Raw genomic sequence first — 21,114 nt, forward strand, 5'->3', positions numbered from 1 at the left:
AGGGTTGAAAAATGCAGCGGCGCAAGGTGATCGGTTTGGCCGGCGCCGGCGTGGTGGGCGCCGCGACGGCCGGTGCTGTCGCTTGGCGGGCGACCGGCGGAGAAGCCGGGCCCGCGGCGCCGGCGCCGGACAGGATCTCGTTCTACGGCGAGCGGCAGGCGGGCATCATCACCCCCGCCCAGGACAGGCTGCACTTCGTCGCGTTCGACGTCATCACCAAGGACCGGGCCGCGCTCATCGACATGCTGGAGTCGTGGACGGCCGCGGCGGCGCGCATGGCCCAGGGGAAAGAGGCCGGCGCGCTGGGCGCGGTCGGTGGCCTGCCCGAGGCGCCGCCCGAGGACACCGGCGAGGCGCTCGGGCTGCCCGCTGCCGATCTCACCCTCACCATCGGCTTCGGCCCCGGCCTGTTCGACAACCGTTTCGGGCTGCGCGCCAGGAAACCCGCCGCGCTGGCCGACCTGCCGAAGTTCCCGGGCGACGCCCTCGACCCGGCCCTTTCGGGCGGCGACATCTGCGTTCAGGCCTGCGCCAACGACCCGCAGGTGGCGGTGCACGCCATCCGCAATCTCGCGCGCATCGGCATGGGTGTGGTGAGCGTCCGCTGGTCGCAGCTCGGCTTCGGGCGTACGTCGTCGACCTCGACCTCGCAGGCGACACCGCGCAACCTGTTCGGATTCAAGGACGGCACGGCCAATCTCAAGGCGGAGGAGACGGCGCTGCTCGATGATCATCTCTGGGTGCGTGCCGGCGACGGGCCCGACTGGATGACTGGAGGCTCCTACCTGGTCACGCGCAAGATCCGGATGCTGGTCGAGCCGTGGGACCGCACCTCGCTCCTGGAGCAGGAGACCATCTTCGGCCGGGACAAGGGCGAGGGCGCACCGCTGACCGGCAAGGGCGAGTTCGACGAACCCGATTTCGCGGTGCGGGGTGACGACAACGAGCCGGTGATAGCCACCACGGCACACGTTCGGCTGGCCCATCCGACGCAGAACGGCGGCGCCCGGATGCTGCGCCGCGGCTACAACTTCGTCGACGGCTCGGACGGTCTGGGCCGGCTCGACGCCGGACTGTTCTTCATCGCGTATCAACGGGATCCACGCCGTCAGTTCGTGCCGGTGCAGATGAGCCTGGCCCGGCAGGATCAACTGAACGAATACATCCGGCACGTATCGAGCGGCATCTTTGCCTGCCCGCCCGGCCTGCGGGCGGCGGACGACTTCTGGGGCCGCTCGCTGTTCGCATGATCCTCACAGGAAGCATCGATAGGGTTGAGCGGTGACGCCCACGGGGAGTGGCCGGCGGAGGCCCGGGCAGCTCGAGACCGAGATCATGACGGTGCTCGACTCCGCGTTGCGCCCGCTCACCCCGGGTGAGGTCCGTGACGCTCTCGATTCCGGCGGTGGGCTCTCCTACAGCACCGTTGTGACGACTCTCACGCGCCTGTTCGAGAAGGGTGCGGTGGCCCGGCATCGCGACGGAAGGGCCTTCCGGTACGGCGCTTTGAGCGCCCCGGCGGGCCTCGTCGCCGACCGAATGAGCCGTCTGATGGAGGTTGAACCCGACAGGGTGACGGTTTTACGCCGTTTCGTGAGCAATCTCAGCGCCGATGACGAGCGCCTGCTGCGTGAACTTCTGGATGAGGATCCTCCCGAAGGCTGAAACGCGCGGGTGACTCGCTTCCTGCGGGCATGCTGAAAACGGGATGCTGCCGGAAGCGAAGCAGTGGCAGCATGAACGCTTCTGTGCGCGCGTGGGGGTATCTGAGGCGCGCGGCCTGAGAAGGCAGAAACTGGGGGAGTTCTCTCGTGACCGACCAAACCGCCGCGCCACCGGCCAAGCTCGACGCCGCGGTGCTCAAAGTCGCCGGGGTGGTGGTGCTCGGGGCGATCATGTCGATCCTTGACATCACCGTCGTCAGCGTCGCCCTGCCCACGTTCCAGAGCGAGTTCGACGCGACGTACGCCGAGGTCGCCTGGACCATGACCGGGTACACCCTGGCGCTGGCCACGGTGATCCCGCTCAGCGGCTGGGCGGCCGACCGGTTCGGCACCAAACGGCTCTACATGATGGCCCTGCTGCTCTTCACGCTCGGCTCGGTGCTCTGCGCCACCGCCGGCTCCATCGAGCAACTGGTCACGTACCGCGTCATCCAGGGTCTCGGCGGCGGCATGCTCATGCCGATCGGCATGACGATCATGACCCGCGCGGCCGGCCCGGACCGGATCGGCCGGCTGATGGCCGTGCTGGGCGTTCCGATGCTGCTCGGCCCGATCGGCGGCCCGATCCTGGGCGGCTGGCTGATCGAGGTGGCGAGCTGGCACTGGGTGTTCCTGATCAACCTGCCGATCGGCGCGATCGCCCTGGTCTACGCGTACTTCGCGTTGCCCAAGGACGAGCCGCACCCCTCGGAGTCGTTCGACTTCATCGGCATGCTGATGCTGTCGCCGGGTCTGGCCCTGTTCCTGTTCGGCGTGTCGTCGCTGCCCGAGGAGGGCACGATCACCGCGACCAAGGTGTGGGCGACCATGCTGGTCGGCGCGCTGCTGGTGATCGGGTTCGTCCTCTACTCGTTCAAGCCGCAGCACCCGCTGCTCGACCTGCGCCTGCTGAAGAACCGGAACCTCAGCGTCGCGAGCCTCTCGCTGTTCGTTTTCGTGATCGCGTTCATGGGTGCCGGACTGCTGTTCCCCAGCTACTTCCTGCAGGTCCGCGGCGAGGGCACGCTCGAAGCCGGTCTGCTGATGGCCCCGCAGGGTATCGGCGCGGTGCTCACCATGCCGATCGCCGGCATGCTGGCCGACAAGATCCCGGTCGGGCGCACGGTGCCGTTCGCGATGGCCCTGATCGCCGTGGGATTCTTCGGCTTCACCCAGGTCGAGACGGACACGTCGTACCTGTTCCTGTGCGGCTCGCTGTTCGTGATGGGTCTGGGCATGGGCGGCACGATGATGCCGATCATGACTTCGGCGCTGCGGACGCTGCAGCCGGTCGAGGTGGCCCGCGGCTCCACGCTGGTCAACATCCTGCAGCAGATCGGCGGCTCGATCGGCACGGCGATCATGTCGGTGATCCTGACCAGCCGTCTCAACGGCTCGCCCGAGGTGCCCGGCCTGACCAACCCGCAGACGGGTGAGCCGATCACCGAGGCCGGCGCGGCGATCGCCACGCAGCAGGGAGCGCAGATCCCGCTGCCGCCCGAGATTCTGCAGCGCGGCCTCGAGTACGCGGCCGACTCGTTCGCGACCACGTTCTGGGTGGGCTTCGCGCTCGTGCTGGCGACGTTCATCCCGATCGCGTTCCTGCCGCGCAAGCGTCGTCCGGCCGGTACGCCGGGCGGAGAACCCGTCGCCGACGCGCCCATCATGATGCACTGATCTGTCCCGCTTCATTGCGCCCCGTCTCGCTTCCGGCGAGGCGGGGCGTTTGCGTATCGGTGGCCGTGAAAGTCATCCGTGGCCGTACAAAAGCGAACAATGACTATCGGACAAAACGATCGATCAGGGCCGGAACACCGGGCATTCACCTGCTGCAATGCCTTTTCGTTACCGCAACGAGCGGCCTTCGTCATGCGCGATCCATAGCCTCCGGCGAATCACCTTCTTCGGAGGAAAATCTTCCATGCATCGATATCTGCGCGGTGGTCCGCGCGCGGCGGCGCTTCGAGCAATCGGCGCTGCCGCCCTCGCGACCGTCGTCGGCGTGAGCCTGGCCGGACCGGCCGTGGCCGCCGAGCCGGGCGACCCGTTCATCAGCGAGATCCACTACGACAACGCCGGCACCGACAGCGGTGAGGCGATCGAGGTGCAGGCGCCGGCCGGCTTCGACCTGACCGGCTGGCAGATCGTCCTCTACAACGGCAGCGGCGGCGCGGGCTACAACACGGCCACGCTCAGCGGCGCCGTCCCGGCGGCGGGCGTGGTCGTCCGGACCTACCCGGCCAACGGCATCCAGAACGGCTCGCCCGACGGTGTCGCCCTGATCGAGCCGGACGGCTCGGTGGCCGAGTTCCTCAGCTACGAGGGCGTCCTGACCGCCACCGGCGGCCCGGCCAACGGCCTCACCAGCACCGACATCGGCGTCTCGGAGATCGACTCGACGCCGGTCGGGCACTCGCTGCAGAAGATCGACGGCAAGTGGCAGGCCCCCGCGGCCGCCTCCTTCGGTGCGCTGAACGCCGCCGTGCCGCCCGAGGAGCCGGAAGAGCCGGCCGACTGCACCATCGCCCCGACCCACACGATCGCTCAGGTGCAGGGCGCCGGCGCCGACACCCCCGTGGCCAACACCAAGGTCACTGTCGAGGGTGTCGTCACGGCCGACCACCGCACCGGTGGTTACAACGGCGTCTACGTGCAGACCGCGGGCACCGGCGGGGACCGGCCGGTCGCCGCGGGTACCGCCTCGGACGCGATCTTCGTCTTCTTCGGCGCCAATCAGCCGTCGGTGACGGTCGGCGATCGGGTGCGCGTCACCGGCACGGTCACCGAGTTCAACGGCCTCACCGAGATCACCACCACCGCCAAGGCGGACACCGCGGTCTGCGCGACCGGTGTGGCGCTGCCGGCCCCGGTGGCGCTGAGCCTGCCGCTGGACGACGCGGCCCGCGAGTCGGTCGAGTCGATGCTGGTGGCGCCGGTCGGCGCGTACACGGTCTCGGACGTCTACAACACCAACCGGTTCGGCGAGATCATCCTGGCCGCCGGCAACGAGCCCGCGCGGATCCCGACCGACCTGGCCCGCCCCGGCTCGGCCGAAGCCGGCCAGATCAAGGCGGCCAACAAGGCGCGCCGGATCCTGGTCGACGACGGCCGGACCACCAACCTCGCCACCGCGGGTCTGCCCCCGGCCTATCTGACCAAGGACAACCCGATCCGGGTCGGCGACGCCGTCGAGAAGTTCGGGCCGAGCGTGCTGAGCTTCGGCTTCAGCGAGTGGCGCCTGCAGCCCACCGATCCGGCGGCGCTCGGCACGACCTTCAAGGACAGCAACCCGCGCACGCCGGCCCCGGCGAACGTGGGCGGCGACGTGCGCGTCGCGAGTTTCAACGTGCTGAACTACTTCGTCCACTTCGGCGGCGAGGCCCGCGGCGCGGTCGACGCGGCCGCGCTGGCCAAGCAGCAGGCGAAGATCGTCTCGGCGATCAGCGCGCTGGACGCCGATGTGGTCGCGCTGATGGAGATCGAGAACTCGGTCCGCTTCGAGCCGGACGATCCTCAGGTGGCGCTGCGCACCCTGGTCGGCGCGCTTAATGCGGTAGACGGGGCGGGCACGTGGGACTACGTGCGCTCGCCGGCCGAACTGCCGTCGGCCGAGCAGCAGGACTTCATCACCACGGCGATCATCTTCAAGCCGGCTGCGGTGACGCCGAAGGGCGCCTCGCGCTCGGTCAGCGACGAGTCGGTGTGGTCGAACGCCCGCGAGCCGATCGCGCAGACCTTCACGGCCGGTCCGGCCACGTTCACCGTGGTCGCCAACCACCTCAAGTCCAAGAGCGCGTCGATCCCACCGACCGGCGACAACGTGGACACCGGGGACGGGCAGGGTCCGTACAACGGTGACCGCAAGCGGCAGGCGGCCGCGCTGGCCACCTTCGTCAAGTCCCTCGGGACCTCCGATGTGCTCCTCCTGGGCGACTTCAACGCGTACAGCCAGGAAGACCCGATCCAGGTGCTGGCCGACGCCGGCTACACCAACGTGGCCGACGCCGACCAGTCGTCGTACGTCTTCGGCGGCGAGTCCGGCTCACTCGACCACGCGCTGGCCTCGGCCTCGCTCGCCGCGCGGGTGACCGGCGTCGACGTCTGGAACATCAACTCGGTCGAGTCGTTCGCGTACGAGTACGACGGCTACGCGCCGTTCTACTCCGACGGCCCGTACCGGGCCAGCGACCACGACCCGGTCGTGGTCGGGCTCGACACCGGCGCGAATGCGCCGGTCGACCTGCAGCTGCTCAGCATCAACGACTTCCACGGCCGGATCGAGCAGCCGTCGGCCGGCAACGGCGGCGCGGCCCAACTGGTCGGCATGGTCGACGAGCTGCGCAAGGCCAACCCCAACACGGCGTGGATCTCAGCCGGCGACAACATCGGCGCGTCCACGTTCATCTCGGCCATCGACGGCGACAACCCGACGATCGACGCGCTGAACGCCGGCGGCCTGGCCGTCTCGGCGGTCGGCAACCACGAGTTCGACAAGGGCCTGGCCGACCTGCAGGGCCGCGTCTCGGACCGGGCCGAGTTCCCGTTCCTGGCGGCCAACGTCTACAAGGACGGTGAGCGGGTGCTGCCCGGCTACAGCGTGCAGACGCTGGGCGGGGTCAAGGTCGGCTACATCGGCGTGGTCACCGAGCAGACCGCGTCGCTGGTCAGCCCGGACGGCATCGTCGGGGTCCAGTTCCGCGACCCGGTGGCCGAGGCGAACACCCTGGCCGCGCAGCTCTCCGACGGCAACCAGGCCAACGGCGAGGCGGACGTGCTCGTGCTGCTGGCCCACGAGGGCGCGGCGACCGAGAACATCGGCTCGGCGGCGGCGCTGCAGGCCGACCCCGTGTTCGGCGAGTTCACCCGGGTCAGCGCCGAGATCGACGCGATCTTCAGCGGTCACACCCACCAGCCGTACGCGTTCCAGGTTCCGGTGCCCGGCACCGACCGCACCCGCCCGGTGATCCAGGCCGAGGACTACGGCCTGCGCCTGGGCCAAGCGGTGCTCACGTACGACCCGGCCACCAAGTCGGTGACCGGCTCGACCGCCGAACTGCTCGACGTCAAGGGCTATCCGGCGAACGCCGCGGTCGCCGACATCGTGGCCAAGGCCAAGGTGACCGCGGACGAACTGGGCAAGCAGCCGCTCGGCAAGATCACGGCGGACATCAAGCGGGCCTACACGGCCGCCGGCGCCGAGGACCGGGGCGCCGAGTCGGTGCTCGGCAACTTCATCGCCGACGTCCAGCTCGACCAGACCAGCGCGCCCGGTCGCGGCGGCGCGCAGATCGCCTTCATGAACCCGGGCGGTCTGCGGGCCGACCTGCTCTACGGCGCTGACGGCACGGTCACCTACGCCAACGCCTTCTCGGTGCAGCCGTTCGCCAACGACGTCGTCACCCAGACGCTCACCGGCGCGCAGATCAAGCAGGTGCTCGAGGAGCAGTGGCAGCCGGACGGCGCGTCCCGCCCGGTGCTGCACCTCGGCGTGTCCAAGGGGCTGACCTACTCGTACGACGTGAACCAGCCCCGCGGCTCGCGGATCATCGCGTCCACGCTGCGCCTCAACGGCGCCGTGGTGGACCCGGCCGGCAGCTACCGTGTCACGTCGAACTCGTTCCTGGCCGCCGGCGGCGACAACTTCGTCACGCTCGGACAGGGCACCAACCAGGTCACCACCGGCGACAACGACCTGACGATGCTGGTCGACTACTTCGCCGCCAACTCCCCGATCACCGCCGACCCGGCCCCGCGCAGCACGCCGGGCGTCGAGGACAGCACGCCGCCGACCGGCACGTTCAAGCTCGGCGCGGCGACGCTGTGGCCGGGGCAGTCGGTGACGCTGACCCAGGTCGCGGTGGCCGACGACGTGGCCGAGCGGGTCGTCAACTGGGGCGACGGAACGTCGTCGGTGCTGGATGCGACCACAGCGACCCACACGTACGCCGCGACCGGCACCTACACCGTGTCGGTGCAGTTGACGGACAAGGCCGGCAACACCGCCGCGGCCGCCTTCGAGGGCTCGCCGCAGGTGAAGGTGGTGGCGCAGCCCGGCAGATACCTGCTCGAGCCGCGCTCGATCTGGGCCGGCCAGTTCGCGGTGCTGGCAGTGAGCAAGGTGGACGGCGCCAGCAAGATCGTCGTGGACTGGGGTGACGGCGCGTCCGCCACCATGTCGGCGAACGGCGCGCTGGTCGCCCACACCTACACCCGGGCCGGCACGTTCGCGGTCAAGGTCACCCCGCACAACGCCGCGGGCGCGGGCCGGGCCGTCACGGTTGGTTCGGTGAAGGTCACTGCCGACACGGTGGCGCCGGTCGTCCTGCTCGACGTGCCGGGCAACCCGGCGGCGGCGTCCTCGTGGCGCTCGGTGTCGGGCTTCGCGGCCGACAAGGGTCTGGGCGTGGCCAAGGCCCAGGCGTCCCTGATCCAGGAGCGCTCGGGCAAGTGGCACTTCTACGACGGCAGCAAGTGGGTCAAGGCGTCCGCGCAGTCCGAGGCCGCCGCCAAGGCCAAGGTGCTGACCGATACGCCGTCTCTGCTGCTCGGCCACTGGAGCATTCCAGTGAAGGGCGTCGAGAAGGGCACCCTGAAGGTCACCTACTCGGCGACCGACCGGGCGGGTAACACCGCCGAGGCCAAGACCTACACGGTCAAGGTCACCCGGTAGCACCCGTGGGAAGCCCCCGTCTCCGGTTCGGAGGCGGGGGCTTCTCCGTCAGGAATCGAGCGCGGACAGCGTGGCGAGCAGCCGGTCGACCTCCTCGGCCGTGTTGTAGACGTGCAAGCTCACCCGTACGGACGAGGTCTTCTCACCGTCCGTGCCCTGGCAGTGGCCGTCGGCCCGCACGAGCAGGCCCTCCGCGGCCAGGATGAAGCCGAGGTCGTTGGAGCCGATCTCGCGGTGCCGGAACGTGACGATCCCGTGGCGCCGCTGCACCGTCGATTCCGCGGTCAGGCTGTCCTGGCAACCGAGCACCTCGTAGCTCCGCAGAGTGGCGAGCCCCGCCGTCAGCCGGGCGCCCAGCGCGACGATCGACGACGAGATGCGCGACAGGCCCACGGACGAGAGCCAGTCCATGGCTGCGGCGAGGCTCACGATTCCGGCCGTGTTCGGGGTGCCGCTCCAGCCGGCGGGAGCGAACGTGGGGCCGCGCCGGTTGCGGGCCCACACCGCACCGATGCCGGGCAGCGCCATCGCCTTGTGACCCGAGAAGACCACGAAGTCCACATCGAGGTCGCGTACCGAAAGGGGCAGGTGGCCGAAGCTCTGCGCGGCGTCCAGGCAGATCGGGATGTCGGGGCCGGCCGCCGCGCGCAGGCGGTGCACGTTCATGTCGTTGCCGTAGACGTGGTGCACGTGGGTGGCGGCGATCAGCCGGGTGCGTGGGCCGACGGGGAGGCGCGCCACGTCGTAGTCCTGCGCCGAGTCGTACGGCATCGGCCGCACCACGACGTGCGTGCCCTGACGCCGCAGCAGTTCGGCGGCGTCCAACCACGGCACGAGGTTGGCGCTGTGGTCGGCGAACGGCACGATGATCTCGTCGCCGTCGCGCAGCACCGTGGGCAGCCAGTCGAGCGCGACGGTCCGCAGCCCCTCGCTGGTGCCGCTGACGAAGTGCACGCCCGACGTCTCCGGCGACGGGTCGTCGAGGAATCGGCGCAGCTGGTCGCCGGCCTGCCCGATGCGGGTGGTGGTGCGGTTGGCCCAGGGGTAGGTGCCGCGCGCGACGTTGGCGTTCTCGCTGGTCAGATAGGTCATCACCGCGTCCAGTACGGCCTGCGGCTTCTGCGCGGTGGCGGCGCTGTCGAGGTAGGCGACGCCCGGACTGTCCACCAGCTGGGGAAACTGTGAGCGCACGTCGAGGTCGAGGGCGGCAGTCATCAGTCACGCACCAGCCGCGCGCCGGCGTCGCGCCAGGCGATGACGCCGCCGGCCAGCGACCGCACCGAGGGATGACCCATCCTGGTCAGCAGCGCGGCATACCGGGCCGACTTCTCGCCGACCGGGCACACCAGCAGCACCGGCTGCCGGCGGCTGAACGGCAGTCCACCGTGGAGCAGCTCGGCGAACAGCTCGTCGACGATGTTGATCGAGCCGTCGATGTGCAGGGCCTGGAACGCGTACGGACTGCGCAGGTCGACGACCAGGCCGGGCCACCGCTGCGCCTCCTCGACGTCGATCGTCGGGGCCGCCACGACCTCGGCCTCGTCCAGCAGGCGGGTGTCGTTCCTCCGTGGCGGCCGGCCGAACAGGGCGGGCCGCCGTTCCCGCAGGTAGGAGAGGTAGCTCTCGACCCGGTCGCAGACGATGAAGACCGCTGTCCGGCGCTCGGTGAGCGAGTCGTCGAGCGTACGCAGGTGACGGACGGCGCCGTGGAAGGCGCCGCCACCGGTGGGCCCGGCCGGCGTGCCGCAGCGACGCACGAGGGTCAACAGTCCGTCGATGGCGTCGTCGGCCGTGATGGTCTCGATGCTGTCGTAGACGTCCGGCTCGAACAGCCCGACCTCGTGCACCTCGTCGATGGTCCGGATGCCGGGGATGAAGTCGCTCTTGGCCGCGACGAGCCCGATGACCCGCACGTCGGGGTCGTGCTGCCGCAGGGCTCGGGCCACCCCGGTCGACGACCCGGCCGTGCCGACGCAGGCGATGAAGTAGTCGGGCGCCTGACCGTCGAGGTCCTTGATGATCTCGGGCCCGGTGCCGTGCAGGTGGGCCTCGACGTTGCGCTCGTTGAAGTACTGATCGGTGTGCACATATCCGCTGCCGTTGCTGGTCAGCGTGCGGTGCATGCGCGACAGCGGGTCCTCGGTGTCGCTCGGGTCGAGGCATTCGGCCTGGCCCGGCAGCTCGTCGATCTCGGCGCCGAGCAGCAGCAGAAGGTCCTTCACCTCGGGGACCTTCATCCGGTTGGTGACGCTCTTGAAACGCAGCCCGTGCATCCCGGCGATCATGGCGAGGGCCTTGGCCGTGTTGCCGCTCGAGAGCTCGACCACTGTGTCGCCCCGCTCGGCCGCGCCGGCCAGCAGCGGGCGGGCCATCTGCCAGGCCGCGCGGTCCTTGAGGGAGCCGAACGGGTTGAGCAGCTCCATCTTGGCGTACAGGTCGATGTTGCGCAGGCCGTGCACGTCCGGGTCGATGCGGACCAGTGGGGTGTTGCCGATCGCCTCGGTCATGTCGTCGTATCTCATGCTGCCTCCGCGCGCTCGGGGACGGGCCAGTACTGCTCGTCGAGGCACCAGCTCCACCGGCCGCCGGTGCGGAAGAGCGCGACCTTGCGGCCGATCGGCTGATGCAGGGCGCGGGTGGCGCTGAAGTCCATGAAGTAGCCGGCCGTGTTGACGAAGGCGAGCAGGTCGCCGGGCCGGGGCCGCACGGGCAGGACCACCTTGCGCCGCGTGATCAGGTCGGACTCCAGGCACAGGTTGCCGAGCAGGAAGACCTCCGCCGGCCCGGCAAAGCCGGCGGAGTCCTGCGGGATGACGATCGGATCCATCAGAACCCCGTGTTCCTCGAGGCTCACATCCCGCGAGTTCATCTCGAGCCGTACGAGAGTGTCCGGCCCGTCCCGCACCTCGAGCACCCGGGCCAGCACCAGACCGCACTGATCGAGGAGCGCCCGCCCGGGCTCGATGTCGAGGTCGGTCATGCTGTCGAGCAGCAGCGTGCCGAGCGGCCGGCGTTGCTCGGGCGCGGTGGCCGCCAGCAGTTGGCTCAGGTAGCCCGGCCCGGAAACCGGCCTGTGGGCGGGGTAGAGCCCGAGCGACCCGCGCAGCGTGCCGGCCTCGTTGCGCAGCCCGTAGCCGTGCCCGTTCCAGGTCAGCGGGGGCCGCCGCCCGAGCACGGCCTGAGCCAGCTCGGACGTGTATCGCGCCCACTGCTCCCCGTCGTCCAGGTAGTTCACGCCGAAGCCGCCGCCGATGTCGATCGACCAGGCCGGCGCGTCCCGGCGGCGGCACTCGTCGAGCGCGGCCAGGCAGCCCTCCAGCGCGATCGCCTTCTCGGCCACGCCGATGGTGTCCAGGTGGTACGCCACCCCGGACAGCTCCAGCTGGTCGGCGTGCTTGTCGATGCGATCGAGCGTCTCGGGCAGCAGCCCGGCCGGCACCCCGAAGCGGCTGCGGCGACTGACCATGTGCACGCCGCGGGAGGCGAACTCGGCCAGGCGCACCATGACGCGTACGCGGGGTAATCGGCCCGCCGCGACCAGGCCGGCCAGTTCGCTCAGTTCGTCGAGTGAGTCGGCATTCACGGTGATGCCGGTGCGTGCGGCCAGCCAGAGGAACTCGCGGTTCTTCGGCCCGGTGGCCATGATGCGGCCGGGGCCGAACCCGGCGCCGAGCGCGTGCTGCAACTCGCCCAGCGAGGCGACGTCCACCCCGGCCTCGGTGGTGGCCAGGTGGCGGAGCAGGGCCGAGGAGCGGTTCGCCTTGTGCGCGAAATAGATCTGGCCGCGCAGCCGGTGCTGCCGATAGACCGCCCGGAAAGCCGCCACATTGGCGTCCAGCGCCTCGGGCAGAACGATGTTGAGCGGGGAACCGAGACCGTCCGTCAGTTGTCGCAGGAGTGCGGGACCGGCGAGCACCGATTGGATGACCGGGTCAATTTTCGGGGTCAGCAGGAGCGGGTCTGAATCAGGCACAGTACGACTCCCCGGATGGCCGTTTGAGCAGGTCAGTTCGGCAGGGTCGACAAAGCCAAATCTCGTCGCTGAGATGCGTTTCCTCAACGTAACCGATGGCCGGACGGCCCGCCAGGGGGAATCAATTCATTCAACGGTTCGCCGCTATACGTCACTTCAATTGTGCACATGCGCATTCATTCATGAATGCCGGAAGAGATCGTCGGCATCGGTTCAGGTGGATGTTGCCCACCCGCCGCGCGTGCCACCGAGCCCGGCCCACGACCGGCGCGTCGCCGAATGAAACTGGGCGGGTCGCTGACTTCAGCGGCCCGCCCAGCGGCGTTTCCTGAGGTCAGCTGCCGATCGGGCCGCCGTCGAGGCGCCACGAGACCACCACGGCCGGCTTGGCGTAGTCGCCGTCGGGCCAGGTGGAGACGGGCTTGTCGACGGTGGCGCCGGAGATCTCGCCGGGGTGCTGCACCGCGACGAAGACCGAGCGGTCGTCGCCGGTGATGAACGGGCCGCAGGTCTCGGCGCCGCGCGGCACGGTGAGGAACTGCCGCAGGTGGCCGCGCTCGGAGCCCTCGATCGGAGTCGCGAACAGGCCGTCGTTGGTGCCCAGGGCGTTGCCGTCGGTCGAGATCCAGAGGTTCCCGGCGCTGTCGAAGGCGACGTTGTCGGGGCACGAGATCGGCGAGACGGCCGTCTTGTCGTACCCGCCGAAGTAGGTGTCGGCGGCGGCCGGGTCGCCGCACACGATCGGCAGGGTCCAGGTGAAGGACTCGCCGGTGTGGTCGCCCTTGTCCTCGGTGATCTCGAAGATGTGGCCGTGCTTGTTGGCGCTGCGCGGGTTGGCCTCGTCCACGCCCGGGTTCGTGCCGACGGCCCGGTTGGTGTTGTTGGTCATCGCCGCGTAGATCTTGCCGGTGCGAAGGCTGGGCTGGACGTCCTCGGGACGGTCCATCTTGGTCGCCTTGACGGCGTCGCCGGCCAGCCGGGTCCAGGTGAGGATGTCGGCCACGGTCATGCCGGGAACGAACGACTTGTTCCCCGAGACCAGCTTGATCCACTTGCCGGTGCCGTCGAAGGCGCCGTCGGACGGGAGCTTGCCGGTGCCGTCGATCTCGGCCGCCGGGCTGTCGCCGGTCACCTGGGCGACGTACAGCGTGCCCGACTCGAGCAGGGTCAGGTTGTGCCGGCGGTCGCCCGGGCGGTACTTCTTCTCCGACACGAACTTGTAGAGGTAGTCGAAGCGCTCGTCGTCTCCCATGTACGCGACGACGTGCCCGCTCCTGGCGACGATGACGTTGGCGCCCTCGTGCTTGAAGCGGCCCATCGCGGTGTGCTTGCGCGGCGGGGCGTCGGGGTCGAACGGGTCGACCTCGACGATCCAGCCGAAGCGGTTGGCCTCGTGGGGGTGCTTGGCCAGGTCGAACCGCTCCTGGGCGCGGTCCCACTTGCGCGAGCCGCTCGGGTAGCGGGCCGTGGTCGTGATGCCGTAGCGGTTCAGCTTCGGCTTGTCGGCCTCGGGAACGGCGTCGCCGCCGACGAAGTACTGGTTGAAGTTCTCTTCGCCCGACAGCACGGTGCCCCACGGGGTGACGCCACCGGCGCAGTTGTTGAGCGTGCCGATGACCCATTGACCCCGGGGGTCGGCCACGGTCTTCACCGCGGCCGTGCCGGCCGCCGGGCCGGTCAGCTTGAACACCGTCTCGAGCGCGGTGATGCGCTTGTTGTAGGGCAGCCGCTTGGAGCGTACGGGCGTCCACTGCCCAGTCCGGCCGGCGCGTTCGATCTCGACCACCGACAGGCCGTGCGCCGCCATCGCGACCTTGATCTGCTCCACGGTGAGCGCGTCCAGGCTGGTGAAGCCCGGGAACATCAGCTCCTCGTTGGTGTACTCGTGGTTGACCACCAGCAGCGCGCGGTCGCCCGAGTGGCCGAACGGCAGCACCCCGACGAAGTCGTTGTTGTAGCCGAACTGCTGCGACTGGCGCTTGGCAGTCTGCCTGCCCAGGTCGAACTCGGGGGCGCCGGCCACCACCGGGTCGCCCCAGCGGATCACGACGGCCGAGTCGTAGCCGTTGGGCACGACCAGGTTGTCGAGGGTGTTGGGCGGGATCGCCTTGAAGCTGATCTTGCCAGCCTTGCCCGTCGGCTTGGGGGCCGTCGCCGGCACCGGTGCGGCGGCTGCCGGGACCGCCGCAGCGGCGGAAGCGCCACCCACTCCGAGAACCAGGGCACCGGCCGCGCCGGCCCGCATCACGCCGCGCCGGCTCATCGACGCGTTGACGACATCACCGAGGTACGGGTTGTCCGACGTGTTGGGCGCCGGGTGGTCGCAGGCGTTGCCGCAGCGGTAGAGACAGGTCATGGCATCCCGTGAGCCACCACTGTGGCCCAGCAGGGGTAGAAGTCGACGCATCGGCTCTCCTTGATTGTCCAGGCCGCACCCATGGTGGGCTGCCCGAACGCTAGGAGAGTCGTTGCGTGGTGAACTACCGGCTGCCGGTGAACGGAGGGTAAATGCTCTAGCTGCCGATCCGTCCGCCGTCGAGCCGCCAGGTCACCACGACCGCCGGTTTGGCGTAGTCGCCGTCGGGCCAGGTCGAGGCCGGGTTGTCGACGGTGGCCCCGGTCATCTCGCCCGGGTGCTGCACGGCGACCAGCACCGACCGGTCGTCGGCGGTGATGAACGGCCCGCACGTCTCGGCGCCCGGCGGCACGGTCAGGAACTGCTTGAGGTGACCTCGCTCGGGGCCTTCGATCGCGGTCGCGAAGAGGCCGTCGTTGCTGCCCAGCTGGTTGCCGTCGGTCGAGATCCAGAGGTTGCCGGAGCTGTCGAAGGCGACGTTGTCGGGGCACGAGATCGGCGACACCTTGGTCTTGTCGTAGCCCGCGAAGTAGGTGGCCGGGTCGTTCGGGTCGCCGCAGACGATCGGCAGCGACCAGGTGAAGGTCTCGCCGGTGTGGTCGCCCCGATCCTCGACGATCTCGAAGATCTGGCCGTGCTTGTTGGCCACGCGCGGGTTGGCCTCGTCGACACCGGGATAGGTGCCGACGCCCCGGTTGGTGTTGTTGGTCAGCGCCGCATAGATCTTGCCGCTCTGCAGGCTGGGCTCGACGTCCTCGGGCCGGTCCATCTTGGTCGCGCCGACCTTGTCGCCGGCCTCCCGGGTGAAGGTGAGCACCTCGACGGCGGTCATGCCGGGCACGAACGAGGTGGTCCCGGAGACGAGCTTGATCCATCTGCCCGTACCGTCGAAGGCGCCGTCGGACGGCAGCCGGCCGGTGCCGTCGATCTCGGCGGGCGGGCTGTCGCCGCTGAGCTTCGCGACGTAGAGCGTGCCCGACTCGAGCAGGGTCAGGTTGTGCCGGCGATCGCCCGGGCGGTACCGCTTGTCGGAGACGAACTTGTAGAGGTACTCGAACCGCTCGTCGTCGCCCATATACGCCGCGACCTGGCCGTTCCTGGCCACGATGACGTTCGCGCCCTCGTGCTTGAAGCGGCCCATCGCGGTGTGCTTGCGCGGCAGCGCGCCGGGCTCGAGCGGATCGACCTCGACGATCCAGCCGAAGCGGTTGGCCTCGTGGGGGTGCTTGGCGAGGTCGAAGCGTTCCTGCGCCCGCTCCCAGCGCCGCGACCCGCTCGGGTAGCGCGCGGTGGTGAGGATGCCGTAGCGGTTGAGCCGGGCCTTGTCGGCCTCGGGCACGGCGTCGCCACCGACGAAGTACTGGTTGAAGTTCTCCTCACCGGACAACGCCGTACCCCAGGGGGTGAGCCCGCCCGCGCAGTTGTTCAGCGTCCCGATGATGGTTGTGCCTCTGGGGTCGGCCACCGTACGCAGGAAGGCCGATCCGGCGGCGGGGCCGTCCGCCCGGAACGGCGTCGCCAGCATGGTCAGCCGCTTGTTGTAGGGCAACCGCTTGCCCCGCACGGCCTGCCACTGGCCGGTGCGCCCGACCCGCTCGATCTCCACCACCGACATGCCGTGGGCGGCCATCGCGGCCCGCACCTGTTCGACCGGCAGTGCCTCGTGCGTGGTGAACCCGGGGAACATCAGCTCCTCGTTCGTGTACTCGTGGTTGGACACGAGCAGGGCGCGGCGGTCGCTGCCGGGAATCGGCACCACGCACAGGAAGTCGTTGTTGTAGCCGAACTGCTTCGACTGCGTCTCGCCGGTCTGGTGGTCGAGATCGAACGCGGGCGCGCCGGGCACCATCGGATCGCCCCAGCGGATCACCAGCGCGTGGTCGTAGCCGTTGGGGACGAGCACCGCGTCGATCTCGTTGGGCGGGATCGGTTTGAAGGTGAGCGCGGACCCGCCCTTGGGCGGCGCCGGTGCCGGCGCCGCGGACGGCGCGGCGCCTGCCGGGACCGCCGAGCCACCCACTCCCAGCACCAGGGCGCCTGCCCCACCTGCGGCGAACAGCCCGCGCCGGCTCACGGCGGCATTGACGATGTCGCCGAAGTACGCGTTGCCGGACTGGTTGGGCGCCGGGTGGTCGCAGGCGTTGCCGCACCGGTAGAGACAGGTCATCGCGTCGCGTCCGCCGCTGTGGCGGCCGAGCAGCGGTAACAGTCGGCGTTCGGGCTCGGGCATCGTTGACCTCCATCGACATTGATGAACATCAGGTAAACACGAAACGATGATCAACTGTCTCGTATCCGGGTCCTGAAAAACGTGCGTTAAGCCGTCAACAACCCGTATGCGGATCTTCCGGCGAGCGGCGAGGGGCTACCGGTTCGCCCCGTGAAAGTCATCGACCGTCCATCTGTGCTGGATACAGAGGGGTCATGAGCTTCTCCATCGAGAGGGACACCGACCGCACGGGTAAGACGACCTACCTGCTGCTCGGTGGCGCCTTCGACCGCACGGCGCACCGTGACCTGCGGCGGGCACTCCGGGACGCCTTCGCCCGCACCCGCCGGGGCCGGGTCGTCCTCGACGTCGCCGGGGTCGGTGACATCAGCAGCGAGTGCGTCGAGGTGTTGCTGACCGGCTACACCACCGCACTGCGGGGCGGCTACGGCTTCGAGGTGACCAATGCCCGCGGCCCGGTGCAACTGCTGCTCGAGGCGACGCGGCTCAGCCCTCGCCGCGACGACGAGACCCTCTACGCCCCGGTCTGGCTGTCAGGCAGCGCGGCCGACGTCTCGTAGCCGGTGGGTGGCCACGCCGGCGGCGCTGAGACGGTCGGCGATCGACACGGACGTGTGGTCGAGGAACACCGCGACGTGGTGGTCATCGCCGAGATGGCAGGCGGCGGCCAGCGTGCCCAGGTTGATCGGGTCGACGTCGTGCACGTCCTGCAGGTCGAGGACCAGGCGCAGCGGTCGCAGGTGGCGGAGCGCGTAGACCAGCGTACGGCGCAATTCGACCGCGTCGTCGGCCCCGAGCACGCCGTGGGGCTGGATGACGAGCGTGCCGTCGGGGGTGGTTTCAACGTCGACCGTAGACGCGGTCATCGCGTGCACCTTCCGTTACCCGCTGTTCTCCGGGGTGTCAGGTTAGGGCTTCGCCCACGGGACCGTCGACTGCTCCGAAGAAGAATTCACCAGGTCACGACAAGGTCACGTTCATCCCGGCGACTGGCCGGCCCGGACCAGGCCGGACTCGTACGCGAAGACGACCGCCTGCACCCGGTCCCGCAGCCCCAGCTTCATCAGGACGCGGGCGACATGGGTCTTCACGGTGGCCTCGCCCACGACCAGCGCGGCCGCGATCTCGGCGTTCGAGAGGCCGCGGGCCACCAGGCGCAGCACCTCGGCCTCGCGCGGGGTGAGGCCGGCCAGCACAGCCGGCGGCTGCGGATCGGGCTGGCCGGCGAAGGCGCAGATCACCCGCGTGGTGACGGCCGGGTCGAGCAGCGCCTCGCCCGCCGCGACGACCCGGATCGCGGTGATCAGGTGCTCCGGCGACGACACCTTGAGCAGGAACCCGCTCGCGCCCGCGCGCAGCGCCCGGTAGAGGTTCTCGTCGGTGTCGAACGTCGTAAGCATGATCACCCGGGGCGGGTGCGGGCCGTCGAGCAGCGTGCCCGTCGCGGCCAGCCCGTCCTGTCGCGGCATGGCTATGTCCATCAGCACGACGTCCGGCCGCAGGCGCCGGGCCACCGTCACCGCCTCGGCGCCGTCACCGGCCTCACCCACGACGAGCATGTCGGGCTCGGTCTCGATCACCATGCGCAGGCCGGCCCGGATCATCCGCTGGTCGTCGGCGATCACCACGGAGATCGTCATCGGAGCACCGCCACCGGCAGGGGCAGCCGGGCCCGTACGGCGAAACCGCCCTTGTCCCGCGGCCCGGCGGTGAGCTCGCCGCCGAAAAGGGTGGCCCGTTCCCGCATCCCGATCAGCCCCTGACCGCCGGCGCCCACGATCACCGGCCGGCCGTCGTTGACCACCTCGAGGTGCAGGCCGTCGCTCTCGACGCCGACCGTCACCTCGACCCGCGCCGGGCCGGCGTGCCGCAGCACGTTCGTGAGAGCCTCCTGCACGATCCGGTACGCGGAGAGGTCGATCGCCGGCGGCACCGGATGTTTCTGCTGGCGCAGGGTCACGGTCAAGCCGGCCTCCCGCACCTGCGCGATCAACTCGTCGAGGCGGTCGAGGCCGACCGGGGACTGCGTGGCGTCCGCCCCTTGGCCGCGCAGCAAGCCGAGCGTACGGCGTAGTTCGCCCACCGCGTCCCGGCCCGACGACTCGATGCCGCGCAGCAGTTCGCTGTCGACCGGCAGACCCGCGTCCAGCCGGCGTCGTACGGCGCCGGCCTGCACCACCATCACGGTCACGCTGTGCGCCACCATGTCGTGGAGCTCGCGCGCGATGCGGACCCGCTCCTCCAGGATGGCCTCGCGGGCCTGCTGCGCACGGAAGGCGGCGGTGCGCCGGGCCTGCACGGAGAGCGTCACACCCAGCACGTACGGGGCCAGCGGGAAGAACAACGCGGCCATGGGATCACCGGGGTCGTTGGCCAGGTAGACGACGAACGTGGCCACGACCAGACCCGCGCCGATCAACCCGCGCCGCTCGACGCCGTGCGGAGGCACGTGCCGGCCCACCGTGTAGATCACGATCATCGTGCCGACCAGCTGCCACAGCCGGAAGTTGACGGTCTGCTCGCCGGCGATGACAGCCGGGCTGTAGAAGACGGACGCCGGTTCCACCACGTGCGGAGCCATGGCCAGCAGCGGCACGAACCGGCGGAAAAGCACGGTGGCCGCCGACAGGGCCAGCACCAGCGGCCACCAGCGGCCCGGCATGGCGATCAGGTATTCCTCGGTCAGCGCGAAGAGCACGAAGCCGCCGGTCAGCGCCAGGTCGGTGGGTCGCAGCCGCATGCGCCGACGGTACGGCCCGCCGGCCCGGCGCCGAACCCGTCCTGAGGATGACGGGCCCTCCGCCGCGCGGCGGATTCGAGATCACTCCGCGTACGGGTTACCGCCGGGTTCCGGCTCCCTAGCGTCGTCGGCGTTGTCAATCGAGCAGGGAGATGATCATGTGGCGGAAGGTGGCTGCGGCCAGCCTGGTGCTGGCGCCGGTGGCGCTGGCGGTGTCGACCGGAATCGATCCGGCGCTGGGTGACGATCAGGGGTACGGGGTCTATCGCCGGCACCCGGAGGCGACGCAATGGCACTCGCTGCTTCTGCACTGGGCCTGGGTGCTGTGCGTGCCCGGGTTCCTGGGGCTGCTTGCCCTGGTGCGGCGCCGCGGGGCGGTGCTGGCGGGTGTCGCCTGGGTGGCGACGGTGTTGGGGCTGGTCACGTTCTCGGCGTTGATGGCGGCCGACTTCGGGCTGCTCAGCCTGGAACAGCAGGCCGGGCTGACCGATGCGCAGCTGGCGTCGTACGACGACCGGGTCGGGGCGATGGGATGGGCGGTGGCGGGGTGGCAGATCCCCGGGATCCTGGGCTGGGCGGTGGCGCTCGTCGTGACGCCGTTGGCCGCGGCGCGGGCGCGGGTGATCAACTGGTGGACCGCCGGGCTGGCTGTGCTGGGGGCCGCGCTGTACCTGTTGTTCGCGATCTCGCCGGTGCCCCTGTGCCTCACCGGGCCGGTGGTGCTGATCGTGGCGTACGGGATGGCGGCGCGGCAGCTCATGCGGTTCTCCCCGCCGGATGAACGGGACGTCTTCGGCGTCCTCCGGCGGCGGGTGGGGCTCGCCTGCCTGATCGCGGCGCCGCTGTCGTTCGCCGTCGGGATGGCCACCGTGCCGCCGGGGGATGACTTCGTCGGATACCCGGCGCTGAGCCAGGCCAGCGCGTTCTTCCTGCACCTGGCGTGGGTGCTGTTCATTCCGGCGGTGCTGACGGTGGCCGCTCGGGGTGGTCGCTTCACCCGGGTGGTGGCGGGACTCGCGGTGCTCGGCCTGATCAACTTCAGCGCCCTGATGTTCGGCGACTACCTCGACCTGGCCGCCCGGCAGGCACTGGGCGACGCGGTGGCCGACCGGGCGGCCGAGCTGACCGGCGGGTACGCGACCTTCGCACTGGGCTGGGTGCTGCCGGGCATGGTGCTGACGTTCCTGGGACTGATCCTGGTCGCGGTCGGCGCGGCGGTCGACAAGCTGGTCCGGTGGTGGGTGCCGGTGATCGTGGTGGCCGGGTTCGCCGGCTTCTTCCTGCTGGGCCTGGGCCCGATCGGGGTGGTCGGTCCCCTCGTGCTGGTGGCCGGCTTCGGCTTGATGGCCGTCGCCCTCGCCGCGCCCGCCACCTCTCGTGGTGAGCCCGTGGCAGTGTCCTCCTAGTACCTTCAGGGGAACACCACCACGGCCCCCGGAGTC

Annotated in this window: 14 protein-coding genes; 6 read left to right on the top strand and 8 right to left on the bottom strand. The window is 70.1% G+C overall.

The features are described 5' to 3' along the window. Window positions 1-11 precede the first annotated feature (11 nt). The 4 genes from efeB (at window position 12) to LXN57_RS42375 (ending at window position 8,373) form a co-directional block, all read left to right on the top strand. Window positions 12-1,250: an iron uptake transporter deferrochelatase/peroxidase subunit gene (efeB, locus tag LXN57_RS42360; protein WP_251803954.1), complete on the top strand. Its 1,239-nt coding sequence runs from the start codon at window positions 12-14 to the stop codon at window positions 1,248-1,250. A 31-nt stretch (window positions 1,251-1,281) separates the two neighbouring features. Then, window positions 1,282-1,665, top strand: a complete 384-nt coding sequence (locus tag LXN57_RS42365) for a BlaI/MecI/CopY family transcriptional regulator (RefSeq protein ID WP_285904739.1) — start codon at window positions 1,282-1,284, stop codon at window positions 1,663-1,665. 146 nt (window positions 1,666-1,811) lie between these two features. Further along, on the top strand, window positions 1,812-3,380 hold the full coding sequence (locus tag LXN57_RS42370; protein WP_251803956.1) for a DHA2 family efflux MFS transporter permease subunit: 1,569 nt from the start codon (window positions 1,812-1,814) through the stop codon (window positions 3,378-3,380). A 244-nt stretch (window positions 3,381-3,624) separates the two neighbouring features. Next, window positions 3,625-8,373 (top strand): ExeM/NucH family extracellular endonuclease, encoded by a 4,749-nt coding sequence (locus LXN57_RS42375; protein ID WP_251803957.1) that lies wholly within the window; start codon window positions 3,625-3,627, stop codon window positions 8,371-8,373. 48 nt (window positions 8,374-8,421) lie between these two features. On the opposite strand, the gene LXN57_RS42380 is transcribed toward LXN57_RS42375, so the two are convergent. The 5 genes from LXN57_RS42380 to LXN57_RS42400 form a co-directional block, all read right to left on the bottom strand. Then, a complete protein-coding gene (locus LXN57_RS42380; protein ID WP_251803958.1) occupies window positions 8,422-9,588 on the bottom strand; it encodes an aminotransferase class V-fold PLP-dependent enzyme in 1,167 nt (388 codons plus the stop codon). After that, window positions 9,588-10,895, bottom strand: coding sequence for a pyridoxal-phosphate dependent enzyme (locus tag LXN57_RS42385; protein ID WP_251803959.1), 1,308 nt, complete (start codon window positions 10,893-10,895; stop codon window positions 9,588-9,590). The genes LXN57_RS42380 and LXN57_RS42385 overlap by 1 nt, the downstream gene beginning before the upstream one ends. After that, on the bottom strand, window positions 10,892-12,346 hold the full coding sequence (locus tag LXN57_RS42390; RefSeq protein WP_251803960.1) for a type III PLP-dependent enzyme domain-containing protein: 1,455 nt from the start codon (window positions 12,344-12,346) through the stop codon (window positions 10,892-10,894). The genes LXN57_RS42385 and LXN57_RS42390 overlap by 4 nt, the downstream gene beginning before the upstream one ends. Window positions 12,347-12,680: 334 nt before the next feature. After that, window positions 12,681-14,753 (bottom strand): PhoX family protein, encoded by a 2,073-nt coding sequence (locus LXN57_RS42395; RefSeq protein ID WP_251803961.1) that lies wholly within the window; start codon window positions 14,751-14,753, stop codon window positions 12,681-12,683. A 106-nt stretch (window positions 14,754-14,859) separates the two neighbouring features. Next, a complete protein-coding gene (locus LXN57_RS42400; protein WP_251803962.1) occupies window positions 14,860-16,932 on the bottom strand; it encodes a PhoX family protein in 2,073 nt (690 codons plus the stop codon). Window positions 16,933-17,126: 194 nt separating this feature from the next. Between LXN57_RS42400 and LXN57_RS42405 the strand changes: the two genes are divergently transcribed. Beyond that, entirely contained in the window at window positions 17,127-17,492 is a 366-nt protein-coding gene (locus tag LXN57_RS42405; protein WP_251803963.1) for an STAS domain-containing protein, read from the top strand. Here the strand turns inward: LXN57_RS42405 and LXN57_RS42410 are convergent. The 3 genes from LXN57_RS42410 to LXN57_RS42420 all read right to left on the bottom strand — a co-directional run bounded on the left by LXN57_RS42410 (window position 17,466) and on the right by LXN57_RS42420 (window position 19,672). After that, window positions 17,466-17,798, bottom strand: coding sequence for an STAS domain-containing protein (locus tag LXN57_RS42410; protein ID WP_251803964.1), 333 nt, complete (start codon window positions 17,796-17,798; stop codon window positions 17,466-17,468). The genes LXN57_RS42405 and LXN57_RS42410 overlap by 27 nt on opposite strands. Window positions 17,799-17,909: 111 nt before the next feature. After that, entirely contained in the window at window positions 17,910-18,572 is a 663-nt protein-coding gene (locus LXN57_RS42415; protein WP_251803965.1) for a response regulator, read from the bottom strand. Further along, window positions 18,569-19,672, bottom strand: a complete 1,104-nt coding sequence (locus tag LXN57_RS42420) for a sensor histidine kinase (protein ID WP_251803966.1) — start codon at window positions 19,670-19,672, stop codon at window positions 18,569-18,571. The genes LXN57_RS42415 and LXN57_RS42420 overlap by 4 nt, the downstream gene beginning before the upstream one ends. A gap of 158 nt (window positions 19,673-19,830) precedes the next feature. On the opposite strand from LXN57_RS42420, the gene LXN57_RS42425 reads away from it, so the two are divergent. Next, window positions 19,831-21,078: a hypothetical protein gene (locus LXN57_RS42425; RefSeq protein WP_251803967.1), complete on the top strand. Its 1,248-nt coding sequence runs from the start codon at window positions 19,831-19,833 to the stop codon at window positions 21,076-21,078. Window positions 21,079-21,114: the final 36 nt, after the last annotated feature.

It is taken from the genome of Paractinoplanes hotanensis (genome assembly GCF_023717965.1).
In the GTDB taxonomy this organism is placed as follows: domain Bacteria; phylum Actinomycetota; class Actinomycetes; order Mycobacteriales; family Micromonosporaceae; genus Actinoplanes; species Actinoplanes polyasparticus.